Raw genomic sequence first — 14,380 nt, 5'->3', positions numbered from 1 at the left:
TAGCATAATACAGGACAACAAAAAGAAACACGGTCCATTATCCGCTTCCTTGACCGGCGTTATAATGATGGTATTGATAATGGTCCATTCATCAGCAGCGCAGAAAGGGAGGGAGGCCTCTTGCAACGATTTAATTACAAAACGCAGCGTATGATTATTCTCTTCGGTTTCTTGACGATCCCCGTTCTCTTATCCTTGACCTTTTCCTATTATCCGGCCTTGTCTCTGTTTTATTACAGCTTCACGGACTGGTCGGGCCTGGGATGGGATATGAACTGGATCGGCCTTGACAACTACAAGGAGATCTTCACCAAGCCCGATGTCTTTATGTCCCTGAAGAACAATGCTTATTATTTCGTTGGCGGCCTCCTTCAGACGGCATTTTCATTGTGGTTCGCCGTTATTCTCACGGGCCGGCTGAAAGGACGGAATATTTTCCGCTCGGCCTTGTTTCTGCCTTATGTCCTTCACAGCGTCGCGACGGTGATTATGTTCAAGAATGTGTACCATCTGGACTATGGCTCGCTTAATGCGCTCCTGCGTGAAATCGGGCTCGCCTCCTGGCAGCAGAAATGGCTCGGCAATCCGCATCTGGTGAACATCTCGCTTGCCTTCATCTCGATGTGGAAGTACATGGGCCTGAACATGGTTATCTTCATTGGCGCGCTTCAATCCATCCCCGGTGATATATATGAAGCCGCTTCCATTGACGGGGCTACGGCCTGGCAGAAATTCCGCTACATCACCATGCCAAGCATCAAAAGCGTTCTGTCGCTCATGCTCATCCTGACGCTTACGGGAGCGCTGGAGGCATTCGATATTCCGTATGTCATGCTGCTGGGGGCTAACGGAACCTCAACCTTTGTCATTAAAACGGTCGACACCGCATTCAAATACCAGAACTTCGGTCTGGCCTCCGCTATGGCGGTTGTGCTGCTGGTCATTGTGCTGATCTTCATCGTCATACAGCGCAAAGTTCTGTTCCGGGAGGAGAAATAAGCGATGGATAATGAGAAACAGTCACCGCTGTTTACCACCCTGAAATATGTCACCATTGCACTCGCCTTGTTCGTCGTGTTCTTCCCGATCTATTCGGTGGTGATTGGCGCATTCAAGACGCAGGTTGAATATTATCAGTCCTCCGTCCTCTCGCTGCCAAGCAATTTTCTGAACTTCGACAATTTCAAGAAAGTGTACGACGTCGGAGATTTGGGGCTCGGCTTCCGCAATACGCTGATCATCCTGGTGAGCGCGGTAGCAGGCAATGTGCTGATCGGCACGATGGTTGCCTATGCGCTGGGCCGGTTCGATTTTGCCCTGAAAAAGCCGATTATGGGCATGTACCTGGTCGCCCAGGTCATTCCGATGGTCACAACGCAGGTTGCTACTTTTTCGGTTATTCAGCATTTGGGGCTCTACAACACGATGGGGGCTCCTATCCTGATCTACCTGGGCGCCGATGTGCTGCAAATCGTCATTTATCTGCAGTTCGTCAACAGCATTCCCAAGGATCTGGACGAGAGCGCCATGATGGAAGGGGCATCGCTATTCCGGATTTACCGCTCCATCATATTCCCGCTGCTGCAGCCGGCGACGGCGACGTTGATTATTCTGAAAACCATCTCCATCTATAATGATTTTTACACGCCTTACCTGTATATGCCGAGCCAGAAGCTGAAGGTCGTGTCCACGGCGATATATTCCTTCGTCGGACCGAATGCGGCCCAGGTTAACGTTATCTCGGCAGGCATCCTGATTATTTTCATCCCGACCGTTCTCCTGTTCCTGTTCTTGCAGCGGTATATTTTCGCAGGGGTCACGAATGGGGCGGTCAAATAAGATGGCGGCGCAAGCCGCCTTTCTTCTTACCTTCATCATTTCATGTCCGGAGAGGGGTTAGACAAGCGATGAATATCGAGCAGTTCAACAAGGAAACGGTAAATGGCATGACCTGGGGCTGGACAGGCGTGCGGGGCACCTGGGAAGGATCCGATGCGGAATTCTCGATGAAAGCAATGACGGCTCTGAACGTCAATTGGGCTGCTCTGAGCCTGGGAGCGCTGCAGGCGACTGCCCAATCCACGACGATTTCTTATAAGGAAGAACCGACGGTCACAGACAGCGAGGTGCGGAGCGCTATCCGCCGGGCCAAGGAGCTGGGGCTTAAGGTTTGCCTGAAGCCAGTTGTCAACTGTGCGGACGGAACCTGGCGCGCCCATATTAATTTTTTCGATCATGAGGTTCCCGGAGAGCCCACCTGGTCCGAGTGGTTTGCTTCCTATGAGGAATTTATCCTGCATTATGCGGTGATTGCCGAAGAGGAAGGCTGCGAGATGCTGTGCATCGGCTGCGAAATGGTGCAGACGGACAAACGCGAAGCGCATTGGCGTGCGCTTATTGCCAAGGTCCGTGCGGTGTACTGCGGACTTATTACGTACAATTGCGACAAATATCAGGAGGGCAATGTGGCCTGGTGGGATGCGGTGGACATTATATCTTCCAGCGGCTATTACCCTATTGACGAGTGGGAGCAGCAGCTTGACAGAGTTGAGGCAAGTATAGCGGGCTATAAGAAGCCGTTCTTCTTCATGGAGGCCGGATGTCCGAGCCGTGAGGGTTCACCGCAGCGCCCCAATGACTGGTCGCTGCCTGGCGCTCCCTCGGGAGCGGAGCAGGATCGTTACTATAAGGCGATGTTCGAGACTTGCTCCCGCCGCCCGTGGATGCAGGGATTCATGCTGTGGGACTGGCCTGCCCGGCTCTATGCGCCGCAGGATGCCCCGCAGAATGATGATTACTGCATGTACGCCAAGCCTGCTGAAACCACCGTCAGTGAGTATTATGGCAGAGGAGGCGCCGTATGACACTGACATTATCGCAGTGGAGTGATGAGCTGGAGAGGGAGGTCAAAGATAATATCCTGAGCTTCTGGAAGCGCCATTCGGTTGATGAAGAAAGAGGCGGCTTCATCGGGCGGATGGACAGCGACGGCAGCATTGACCCGGATGCCGATAAAGGGCTCGTCCTCAACGCGCGGATACTCTGGACCTTCGCGGCGGCCTACCGGATTTACGGAGCAGAGGAATATCTGATCATGGCGAGGCGTGCGCTGGACGCTCTGGAAACGACCTTTCTGGACCATGAGCATGGCGGCTTTTATTGGATGATAACACCGCAGGGAGCTCCCTCACAGGATAAAAAGCAGGTATACGGGCAGGCTTTCGTGATCTATGCGCTGGCGGAATATGTACGGGCTACGGGCGACCATAAACCGCTCAAGCTGGCTGAGCAGGTGTACCGTCTGCTGGAGAAGCATGCGTACGATCCGGTTCACCGCGGTTATGTGGAGGCGCTTGCCCGGGATTGGGGCGAGACAAGCGACATGAGCCTGAGCGGCAAGGATCTGAATGAACGCAAATCCATGAATACCCATCTTCACGTACTTGAGGCCTATACGAATCTGTACCGGGTATGGAGGCAGGACGGGCTTCGCGGCAAGCTGCAGGAGCTCATTGAAATTCATCTGGAGCGGATTATCGATCCGCAGAGCCATCACTTCCTGCTGTTCTTCAATGATGAATGGGAATCTAAATCCGGCGACGTATCCTACGGTCATGATATTGAAGGCAGCTGGCTGCTGTACGAAGCAGCCGAGGTGCTGGGCAATCATGAGCTTACGTCGCGAGTGAGGGCCGAAGCGCTTGAAATGGCCAAGGCGACACTTGCCGAAGGCGTGGATGCGGATGGAGCGTTATTCAATGAGCTGCATGAAAACGGGCATTTGGATGATGCTAAGGATTGGTGGCCGCAAGCCGAAGCGATGGTTGGTTTTCTGAACGCGTACCAGCTCTCCAGCGATGTGGATTATATGGAAGCGGCCAAGCGCAGCTGGGCTTTTATCAGTTCCAAGGTAAGCGACCGCAAGGGCGGGGAATGGCATTGGCGGGTATCCCGGGAGGGTGTGCCTGATCCAAGCCAATCCAAGATCAATGCCTGGAAATGTCCTTACCATAACAGCAGAGCCTGCTTCGAAGTGCTGGAGCGGCTGCAATCGCTAACAAATTTGTCTTCGTTAGCATAACTGATGACAACAAAAACAAACGCAGTTCATATTTTTTGACTCCGGCAGACGATAAAATGGTACATGTAAGCGATAACAGGACTGCTTTCCAGGTTCATCAATCTGGTACAAAGCAGAAATCAAACAAAAGGGGTAAAGTGAAATATGAAAAAAATGGCGCTTGTTCTCATTACTGTTCTGTTGTCCATTTCGATGCTGGCTGCCTGCGGCAGCAATAACACCGCGAACAACGGGGGCAATCCAGGCACGAACACACCGAATGACTCGACCGGCAACACTCCCGATGAAACGGCTGGCAATGCAGGCGGAGATGCGAATCTCAGCGGCACGATCAAGGTTCTGACGCACCGTACCGATTTCATCAGTGACGGCACGATGGACAAATACGTGAAGAAATTCCAGGAGAAATATCCGGATGCCAAGGTGGAGTTTGAAGGCCTGACCAACTATGCCACCGACATTCTGACCCGTTTGACAACAGGCGAAACAGGAGATGTGCTGATGATACCAACCAGCATTGCATCCTCCGATTACAGCAAATATTTCGAGCCGCTTCCTGATACGATGTTTGACAATGTATACTTTCCGGACCAAGCCGCTTTCGAAGGCAAACGCTATGGAATTTCCAGCGGTGTGAACACAGCCGGTCTGGTATACAACAAAGCGGCCTTCAAGAAAGCCGGCATCGACAAAGCCCCAACTACGCTTGATGAACTGTATGCGGATGCGCAGAAGCTCAAAGACGCCGGAATTATTCCGCTTTACATGAACTATGGCGCACAATGGCCTATGGGCAACTGGGGAGACGGTTCGGCCTTCTACGTAGCCGGGCAAGCGGATCTGACAACCAAAATGGCTGCCGATGAAGCTCCGTTTCAAATGGATAATGCCTGGGGCACACTGCTGACCATCGCCCGGACCTTCGTGGAGAAGGGCTGGGTCGAGAATGATCTGAACACGAACAACTGGGAAATGTCCAAAGGCGAAGTAGCAGCAGGCAAAGCCGGCATGTATTTCCTGGGCAACTGGGTTATCCCGCAACTGGTGACAGCGGGCGCAGCTCCGGAAGATATCGGATTCGTTCCGTTTCCTTATGACAACAGCGGCAAATACAACGCTCCGCTGGGCTCCGACTACATGGTGGCTGTAAGCAAAAACAGCAAAAATAAAGAATTGGCGACGGCATGGGTGGATTTCTTCGTTAAAGAATCCGGTTATGTGGCTGATTCCGGCTTCATGCCTATCGACAAATCGGAGAAAGCGGACTCGCCGCAGCTGTCCGAGTTCCAGGCGACCAATCCTACCTTTATCGAAGGTCTGCCAACGGACACCAAGTTCAGTGAAATCGCCAATAAAGCTCAAATCGGCATCGGATCAGGCAACTATATTCAGGAGCTCGTTACCGCCAAAGATCTGAAGACTGCATTGGACGGACTGAACAAGAAATGGGCGGAAGCCAAAAAAGCATTGGGCTACTAGAATTGAAACAACGAATATCTGACCTGTAAAAAATAAAGGCAGATAGTCAAGAAAAGGAACGGACGCCTCATCGGCGTCCGTTCCTTTTTGGCAGTTGCGCTTCCTTTAATCAGCAGCTTTTTCCGCTGTCCTTGCCGGGCTTCATTGGCTTTGTTCCTTCATCCTCCGTCAGCTTCTCGCCGAACTGATCGAGCCGCGAAGGGGACGAGGCAGGTCCGTCGTTCTTCGGGTTATTGTTTCTTCCTGTCATGACGTTCACCTCCCAGTCATAACATGAACTCCCGGCCTGATTTTCATGCACATTACGCGTATATAACCTGGATTTCAATATTCACATAATCTAAATCTTCCGTTGATACTGAGTTGATGCGTGAATGTTAACTTGGTAAGAATCAGCAACGGCAGGAAAGAGGTGACGGGAATGCTCCAGGTGATCGGGTTGAAAGCGGATTCCTCCAGCCAAATTATTTCATTCAGCGCGGAAGAGAGCATGCTGGTGGGGATCAAGGGAAGCAGCGGAGCCTTGCAGCTGCTGAATTGTTTGTATCGGACCGTCATTCCCGAAGCGGGTCAAATATGGTATAAATCCTCCCTGCTCGGAAGATTGGACTTGATAAAGGCCACAGTCAGTGAAATCGTGAAATTACGCGTACATGAGATGGGATTATTGAATCCCTTGACGGCGATGATTCCCAAATACAGCCTATCCGTAACCGACATTATAGCTGAGCGCTTACTGCAGCAAGGATGTTCTGTCCGGCAGGCAAGAACCGACTCGCAGAACCTGCTGGAGCGGCTTCGAGTCGATGAGAAGCTGTGGTATACCTCGCCTGCGGTATGCAGCAGTGAGCAGCGGCAGTGCATCGATTGGGCAAGAGCATTAGTTGCCCGCCCCCGGCTTTTTATCCTGAATGAGTCCGCCGCCGATCTGTTGGATGGAATAACAAAGCAGGAGATTTTGTCCGTTTTGAAGGAAATGGCATTGAGTGGGACGACAGTAATCGGGATATTCGAGGAGCATGGCTTATGGGAGAGAGAAGCCGACCAACTGCTTGACATCAGCTGCGGGCCGGCATTGTCAGCTAAGAGGGACAAGCTCGCATACACGTTCTAGCCCCCTGTGCACCTTGAATGATCTTCATTTTAAACTGTTTGAGCTGATCGGGATTCCGGAGGCTGACCGATTCTGATGATGTCGACCGTACCCTCGTATCCGTGAGGAAGATGAACGGCAGCCTCAACATCATACGGCAGCCACACCTGTAACTTCATATGACCCCCCGCATCCAGTGACCAGCTCACATCAATCCGGCCCCGTTCCGGCAGCGGTACGCTGCCTCTGGCCCAGGAAAGTCCGCAGGGCTGCGGTTCAACGATGACAGCACTCCATCCCGGAGCTGCTTCCTTCACGCCCAGCACCCCGATGCCAAGAAAATATGCGGGAGCTGCCGACCAGGCGTGGCAGTGACTGCGCGTCAGCTCCGTCGGGATCGCCCGCCCGTCCTTCTGCTTGGGATACATCTCCCAACAGGTCGTTGCCCCGTATTCGATCATCTGGCCGTACTGCTGTCTCATATCCTTCAGCATAGGGGAGAACTGTCCCATCCCGGCCAGCGCTTCATAATAGAAAAAAGACATGAACGGACTGCCGATCTGCACAAAATGAGGCGGAGGCGACAGGAGATAGCTCTTGATCTGTGATTTTCGGTCATGATCTGCGATGTCGCACAGAAAGGCAACAACCTGAGTCTGCATACTTATAATGTCCGACTTGCGGCCATCGGCATGAATGCAATCCATATACGCCTGCCGTTCCTCGGACCACAAATAGGAATTGATAGCCTCGGATAGCGCTTTCGCTTCTGCTCTGTAAGATAAAGCCTCTTGGAAGGCTCCCGCCAACTCAGCCAATTCCGCCGCACTCCGAAGCGCTTTGACAAGAAACATGTTCTGATGCGAAACCGCACCCTCCCTGGGCTGATCAATGGGCGCCCAATCCAGCAGGTTCCAGCCATCCATATAGAGCAGTCCGCGCTCATCGATGAGATCCAGATAACGGTCCAGTGTGAATGCGACGTGCGGCCATGCCGACTCTGCGAAAGCCTTGTCTCCCGTGCGGGCATAATATTCCAGGCAAGCGATGACCCAAAAGAAGGTCCAGTTCGGAATAACACTGTTCCAGCCGCTTGGCACCTGGTCTGCGTACAGCGGGCTTTGCCCTTTCGAACCGGGTACAAGCTCAAGGGAACGTTTGACCATCTCCTCGCTGCCGAACAAATAGTAGGCGATCAACGCTTCGTTGCGGGCATCCCCTACCCAAAACACCTGTTCATAAGCGGGGCAATCCACGAAGGTATCCTCCATGCACAGCCTTGTGGTCGTCTGGCTGATCCGCCAAATATCGTTGATAAGTGAATCGGAGCACTGGAATTGTCCGATCTCGGCAACGGGGTAATGGCTCTGCTGCAGCTGCACGCCGTACAGCTTGACCGGCTTGATAGCCCCGCGGACGGTTACGGCCAAATAGCGGAATCCGCGCCTTACATACGAGGTAAACCGCTGTCTTCCCTGACGGCAAATATACCGCAGTGAATTGTCGAGATAGTTCATATGCTGGATCCAGCCGTCCCGCATATGCTCGAAGCCGTAGAAATCGATAACAGTGCCGGCATCCGCATCAAGCTCGAATGAAATATAGCCTACAGCCTGAGTGCCGAAGTCCACAATAATCTCGGTATCCGCATGCTCATAGATCGGGACAACGCCAGGTATGGAATTGGCTGCAACCACCTGCTGCAAAGCAGCGGGGACTGGTTCAGGGAAGGAGCGCTTCTTCCATACCGATAACGCGAGTATGGATTCCTTGCTGACCAACCGATCGGGCACAGGCCGTATCCAAGTCTTCCACTGAGCCAGCTGTTCCGCTGAAGCTGCGGCCCCTGCTTCCCGGAACGCGGATACTTTGCGGGCCGCTTGCTCATCCAGGGCAGCGCTAACCTGCTCATTTGAGCTTCCGCAGGCATCGATTGTCCGCTGCCTGCTCCGATCCTCCTGGCTGTATCGATGGTCGATATATTCATAGCATTCGAAAGGCCCAATGGTTATAAAAGGGGAATTATCCGCGAGAGAAGATGTCCCTGAACTTGAAACGTTATCGATCAGGGCGCTAATATCGAAATCCGTTGCACTCTCCACAATAGGCGAATGCAGCTCGAATGCGCTATCGCAATCGATTCCCATGAATAAACCGCGGCCGTGATCCTTGCCGGCCAGCTCGATGAGCAGCAGATTATCGCCTTCGCGTAATTTGATTTCCAGATACTTTTCCGACTTGAACGCGATAAACTCCTGTTTGGCGTACCGTTCTCCGTTGATGATCAAGCCGTTGAAGTGGGGAGGAGCATAAGGGAACCCTACGGTTGCTTTACCCGCAGCCTCGACCCGTATGACCGTGGCAGCATACCCGGCATACATATATTCATTGGCATTGTCTTCGCAGCCGGGTATCATCTGGCTGCGCAGATCAATATTGGTTGTCCAGGTTACCGGAATAACCCGATTCATTGCCTCCACCTTGACCGGATATACCGTTTCCTCGGTGAGCGGCAGAATATCCCGTGGCTTCAGGTTCTCCCATGGTTCTATTCCGGCCTTCCCAATAACAGCCGCATACGGCCATTCCGAATCCGCATAATCGGACAGGAGCCATTCATCGTCCCAAGCCCCCGCATCGATCCGTTCTGTGAAGGCATGCTGGCAGGACATCCTGGAAGCTCTGCTGTCTTGCCACAGGCAGCGGGCGGTCCTCCACGAGCCGTCGGATACAATGCGCTCGGAAGCTCCATCTCTCGCGGACAGGTCCAATTGGACAAGCAGGCCTCCTCTTCCACGGATATAGTAGAAGGTGGATACGCCAAAATGCTGTACCAGGACGGATAAGGTGTTAAGCTGATCCGGCTTCAGCAGGTGGGCGATGTCATAGGTATCGTATGACTGCTCGGAGGGCCAGCTTCGCATCGGCCCCCGGCCGACCTTCACGCCGTTCACATACAGCACATAACGGGAATCTGCCGTTATCGCTAAATTCCCTGAATCCCATGCATCCGGCGGGGTATAAAATGTTTTACGGAAACAGCGCCATTCATTGCGGGGACTGACTTCCGTTCCTCCCCAAATCCACTTGGCATCTCCTGCGAACCAATCCTTCATGCAGCCTTCTCTCCTTCTTTTATGCTTCTCATCTACAGGCGGTCCCTGTACTCTTGGGGGGTGACAAGCATTTCTTTCTTGAACACTTTGGTGAAATAGTGAGCGGATTCAAATCCGACAAGCACCGCTACCTCATGTATTTTCATTCTCGGGTTGGCAAGAAGCTCCTTGGCCTTTGTCAGACGCATATCCTTAAGGTAATCGGAAATGCGCACGCCTGTAATCTGCTTGTAAAGACGGGACAAATAGGTGGGATGCAGGTATACGTGAGAGGCCAGCGCTTCAAGCGACAGGTCCTCCGACAGATGATTTTCAATATATTGATTGACGGCCATTAACACCTTTTGGGTACGGTTCTTCTGATCGTCCGTTCTTTGCTTGAACAAAATGTCGGACAATTCTCTGTAATAAGCGTCCGCTTCCTCCCAGGAACGGAAAGAGCCGCCCTGGAGCAGGAGCCTTATATCCATAGCTTCGGATACGGTGCCCAGAAAGCCCCAATGGTTGATGTAAGCCAGATACATCGCAGCCAAGGCGTATTGGATTTCCACGACAAATGAATAATGAACGGGTGATGTCTGCAGGATCCGGGCGGTTTCAGAAATATCCTTGTATACCTCTGTGAATTTATCCTTCTGGCCGCTGAGCAGCCCGGTTTCCAAATGCCTGATCGAGCTGAGCTTGAGCGCGATATCCTGCCTGGACATGCCTTGCAGCATGGCAGCGGAAGGCTCTTGCGGTTTCAGATCGGTCAGCAGCATCTCCTGGCCATGGCCTAATCCTTGCTGAAACAATCGTTCCAGCTTCAGATTCTGTGCCGCCGTCGCAGTCCAGGAGCAAAAATGGCTGCTGATTGCAAGCGACACGGGCAGCTGCAGATGAGTCCTGCAGGTCTCCTGAATATCGGACATCATCCCCTGAACGAAGGCCAGACATTTATCGCAGTCCTCTCTGCCCAGCTTCCGGCTGGCCGCGATTGGCTGTATCAGCAGGATCAGGTGGGAGGGCTTCATCGAGAACGAAATGGATGCGAGCGTGCTTAAATATTCACTGGCGACATTTTGAATGGCATACATGAACAAGGGCTGGTCCGATTGACTGATATGATCAGGCCAACGGTCCACTCTGCCAATAACCAATAGGACGTCTTCCTCGGCGGCGAGTGGAATCTGCATGTCATTGAAGCGATCCTGACTGATTGACTTGGCGGACAGCTCGCCCTGCAGCAGGCTGGTCAGATATTCTTTCTGGATTAATGAATTAGCAGCTTGAAGCTGCTGCCTGGCTCTGTCAAGAAGCTGCCCGGATACCAGCTCTTCCTGAAGGAGCTTAATCGCTTTGCTGACGGCCGCCAGGATGGGCTCATCGCCCTCAATCTTGAGAATATAATCCAATCCCCCATCCCGCATGGCAGATTGCACATATTCAAAATCACTGTATCCGGTCAGAAAAATAACGTGGCAGCGTGGCCACAGCTTGATGATCTCCTTCTGCATCTCAATGCCGCTCATCCCGGGCATATGAATATCGGTTACGACGATATCCATCTTGGTTGTGCCCAATATCCGCAATGCTTCCATTGAAGAGTACGCACGGTAAACGCCAAGCTCTCCTTGCTTCCAATCCTGAAATTGCTCGTATAGCCCGTTAACGATTCTCGGTTCGTCGTCGACAACCAGCAGGTTGTACATGAGGTATGGACCATCTCCCTTCCATATGGGTTTATTATAAACGCTAACTTCCTCATGGAAATGGCTTTCCGGCAAGAAGTTGACCAATGACATACGATGTCAAAATATTACCGTAGTTGGTGAACCTCCCCGTTTACTATAATGTGAGTGGGAAGCAGCGGCCAACCGTTTTCAAATTTTATGAGGAGGAATACATGTGACACGGAAACAAATGACAGCGTCCTTATTGGTCCTGATGACAATCCTCACGGCTTGTTCGAGCAATTCCGGGACGACAGCGCAAACGGAACCAGGCAAGACCAATGAATCTTCGGGTGCAGCTCCAGGTATGTCTGCCAAATACGATCCCCCGGTTACAGTCACGACTGTACGGGCCCAAGCCGATATCACCGAATTTGCGGAAGGCGACTCGATGGACAGCAATATCTGGACCAAGTATCTGCTGGATACATACGGTTTCGAGCTCAAAAATACCTGGGTTACGGATTCCGCCGGTTACAAGGATAAATTGAACGTAACCATCGCTTCAGGCGATCTGCCGGATTTCTTCAAGGTTGACGCGACTCAATTCAAGCAGTTGGCCGATGCCGGATCTCTTGCGGATTTGACGGATGTCTATGATCAATACGCCTCTGACCTGCTCAAGAGCCGCTTGAATGAAGATGGCGGGATTACGCTTAAAGCCGCTACCATCGACGGTAAACTAATGGCGCTTCCCTATGTAACGGCCACGATGGATGGAGCAGGCATGATCTGGATCCGCAAGGATTGGCTCGACAATGTGGGACTGCCCGCTCCCAAAACGATGGACGACGTACTGGCGATATCCCAAGCATTTACGAAAAACGACCCGGATAAGAACGGGAAGGACGACACCGTGGGTCTGGGCCTCACGAAAGACATTTTCACCGGATTCGGCGGTCTCAACTACTTCTTGAACAGCTTCCATTCCTACGGGAAAATGTGGATCGAAGATCCCAAGGACAAGAGCAAGCTGGTATACGGCGCCATTCAACCGGAAGCCAAGCAGGCGCTCAGCAAGCTGCAGGAGATGTATAAAGCCGGTGAAATCGACAAAGAGTTCTCCGTCAAGACGACGACGCAGTTGACTGACGATATCGTAGCGGGAAAAGTGGGAATGACCTACGGAATCATGGCGAATCCGATCAACTATTTGAGCAAATCGGTGGCCAAGGATCCGAATGCCAAGTGGGAAATGTATCAGTTGGCTTCCGTGGACGACCAGCCAGCCAAATCCCAGATCAGCTCGGGAATCGGAACTTTCTGGGTAGCCAGCAAGAAAAGCAAGTATCCGGATGCGCTGGTGAAGACGATGGATGCGTTCGTACAGAAGCTGTTCAGCGATAAAGCCGAATTTAAATACATGTATGACGGTCCCAATCTGGAATTCCACACGTTCAAATATATGGATGTCCAGGCATGGGGCGCGAGAAAGAATCTGGATGCCTACCTGGCGGTCAACTCGGCCTTGCAGTCCAATGACACCAGCAAGCTGAATCCGGAGCAAAAAGGCTACTATGATCAAGTGAAAGCGTACCAGGGCGGCGATGCGTCGCAGTGGGGAACATATAAGGTGTTTGGACCTGAAGGGTCGCTCAGTCTCCTCGAGAAAATTGTGAAGGACAATCTGATGTATCCGGATCAATACTTCAGCACCCCTACCGATCTTATGGTTCAGCGTCAAAGCACGCTTTCGGATCTGCTTGACGAGACTTATATGGGAATTATATTAGGGGATCCCGTCGATACATTTGATGCCATGATACCGAAGTGGAATCAGCTCGGCGGAGAGGAAATGACGAAGCAGGTCAATGACTGGAAAGCCACACAATAATTGAAGAACGTACAATCGTTTCGGAGGGGCGTCGGTTCCCCTCCGATGCTTATTTCAGAAGGATTGGCAAATTGGCAAGCGAGGAAGATGAACTATGAAAACAACAATCGCAAAGCCGGGAACCGGCTTGAATAAGGCCGCTTTGGGAAGGCGATCCCGTTACAGCCGCTGGCCCCTGCATATGATGATGATTCCCGGCATCATACTGGTGCTTATTTATCATTACGCACCCATGTTCGGGCTGGTCATTGCGTTTCAGAACTTCAAGCCCGCATTCGGCATCTTCCGCTCGGAATGGGTCGGATGGGATAATTTTGAGTATATGCTGCAGCTGCCGAACATGGCCCAGGTGATCTGGAATACATTATATATCGCATCCATGAAAGTCATAACCGGCTTAACGTTCCCCATCGTTATCGCAATCCTGCTCAATGAAATCCGGATAGCCGCCATCAAGCGGAGTATCCAGACGCTGATCTATTTGCCGCATTTTCTTTCCTGGATTATTCTGGGCGGGATCCTGATTGATGTCCTTTCTCCCTCCAAGGGAATCGTCAATCAGCTGCTCCAATGGTTCGGGATCGAGCCCATCTTTTTTCTCGGGGATGCGAGGCATTTCCCATATGTACTCATAACAACGGATCTGTGGAAGGACTTCGGATTTTCGACCATTGTATATTTGGCAGCGCTAACAGGCATTAATCCAAGCCTGTATGAAGCTGCTGTTATAGACGGCGCAAGCCGCTTGAGACAAGCCTGGCATGTGTCTCTGCCCGGCATGACACCCATTATCGTACTGCTCGCCACGCTCAGTCTGGGACAAATCCTCAATGCGGGCTTTGACCAGGTCTTCAACCTGTACAGCCCAACCGTGTACGATACAGGCGATATTCTGGACACATTCGTCTACAGGCTGGGTTTGCAGCAAGCGCAGTACTCGCTGGCGACAGCGGTAGGATTATTCAAATCCGCGGTATCCTTTATATTGATTTCAGTTTCCTATTTTCTGGCTTACCGGATAGCCAATTATAGAATTTTCTAGATTTTTAAACGATTTCAGAGGGG

The 14,380-nt window shown here is 51.9% G+C and carries 11 protein-coding genes; 8 read left to right on the top strand and 3 right to left on the bottom strand.

The window, feature by feature from the left end; translation table 11 throughout:
- The first annotated feature begins 120 nt into the window (after positions 1–120).
- The 5 genes from AC0YOA_RS35215 (at position 121) to AC0YOA_RS35195 (ending at position 5,560) form a co-directional block, all read left to right on the top strand.
- Positions 121–999, top strand: coding sequence for a carbohydrate ABC transporter permease (locus AC0YOA_RS35215; RefSeq protein ID WP_475790544.1), 879 nt, complete (start codon positions 121–123; stop codon positions 997–999).
- 3 nt (positions 1,000–1,002) lie between these two features.
- A complete protein-coding gene (locus tag AC0YOA_RS35210) occupies positions 1,003–1,839 on the top strand; it encodes a carbohydrate ABC transporter permease (RefSeq protein WP_210046089.1) in 837 nt (278 codons plus the stop codon).
- Positions 1,840–1,907: 68 nt separating this feature from the next.
- Complete coding sequence (locus AC0YOA_RS35205; RefSeq protein WP_475790543.1) at positions 1,908–2,864, top strand: glycoside hydrolase family 113; 957 nt, start codon at positions 1,908–1,910, stop codon at positions 2,862–2,864.
- Positions 2,861–4,081: an AGE family epimerase/isomerase gene (locus tag AC0YOA_RS35200; protein WP_475790542.1), complete on the top strand. Its 1,221-nt coding sequence runs from the start codon at positions 2,861–2,863 to the stop codon at positions 4,079–4,081. Before AC0YOA_RS35205 ends, AC0YOA_RS35200 begins: the two co-directional genes overlap by 4 nt.
- Positions 4,082–4,225: 144 nt before the next feature.
- Complete coding sequence (locus AC0YOA_RS35195; protein WP_475790541.1) at positions 4,226–5,560, top strand: ABC transporter substrate-binding protein; 1,335 nt, start codon at positions 4,226–4,228, stop codon at positions 5,558–5,560.
- Positions 5,561–5,669: 109 nt separating this feature from the next.
- Here the strand turns inward: AC0YOA_RS35195 and AC0YOA_RS35190 are convergent, their stop codons facing one another.
- The gene (locus AC0YOA_RS35190) at positions 5,670–5,810 is read right to left on the bottom strand and encodes a hypothetical protein (protein WP_475771060.1); all 141 of its coding nucleotides are present in this window, start codon (positions 5,808–5,810) and stop codon (positions 5,670–5,672) included.
- Between the two features lie 120 nt (positions 5,811–5,930).
- Between AC0YOA_RS35190 and AC0YOA_RS35185 the strand changes: the two genes are divergently transcribed.
- Positions 5,931–6,674: an ATP-binding cassette domain-containing protein gene (locus AC0YOA_RS35185; RefSeq protein WP_475790540.1), complete on the top strand. Its 744-nt coding sequence runs from the start codon at positions 5,931–5,933 to the stop codon at positions 6,672–6,674.
- Between the two features lie 29 nt (positions 6,675–6,703).
- Here AC0YOA_RS35185 and AC0YOA_RS35180 read toward each other — a convergent pair whose 3' ends face one another.
- Together AC0YOA_RS35180 and AC0YOA_RS35175 are read right to left on the bottom strand one after the other, a co-directional pair.
- On the bottom strand, positions 6,704–9,769 hold the full coding sequence (locus AC0YOA_RS35180) for a family 78 glycoside hydrolase catalytic domain (RefSeq protein ID WP_475790539.1): 3,066 nt from the start codon (positions 9,767–9,769) through the stop codon (positions 6,704–6,706).
- A 32-nt stretch (positions 9,770–9,801) separates the two neighbouring features.
- Positions 9,802–11,460: a response regulator gene (locus tag AC0YOA_RS35175; RefSeq protein WP_475790538.1), complete on the bottom strand. Its 1,659-nt coding sequence runs from the start codon at positions 11,458–11,460 to the stop codon at positions 9,802–9,804.
- A 196-nt stretch (positions 11,461–11,656) separates the two neighbouring features.
- Between AC0YOA_RS35175 and AC0YOA_RS35170 the strand changes: the two genes are divergently transcribed.
- Positions 11,657–13,315 carry a type 2 periplasmic-binding domain-containing protein gene (locus tag AC0YOA_RS35170; protein ID WP_475790537.1) on the top strand — a complete coding sequence of 553 codons (1,659 nt, stop codon included), beginning with the start codon at positions 11,657–11,659 and terminating at the stop codon, positions 13,313–13,315.
- Positions 13,316–13,409: 94 nt separating this feature from the next.
- Positions 13,410–14,357 carry an ABC transporter permease gene (locus AC0YOA_RS35165; protein WP_475790536.1) on the top strand — a complete coding sequence of 316 codons (948 nt, stop codon included), beginning with the start codon at positions 13,410–13,412 and terminating at the stop codon, positions 14,355–14,357.
- Positions 14,358–14,380 lie beyond the last annotated feature (23 nt).

It is taken from the genome of Paenibacillus sp. JT22N12 (assembly GCF_056269365.1).
This window is presented reverse-complemented; position numbering and strand designations above follow the sequence as displayed.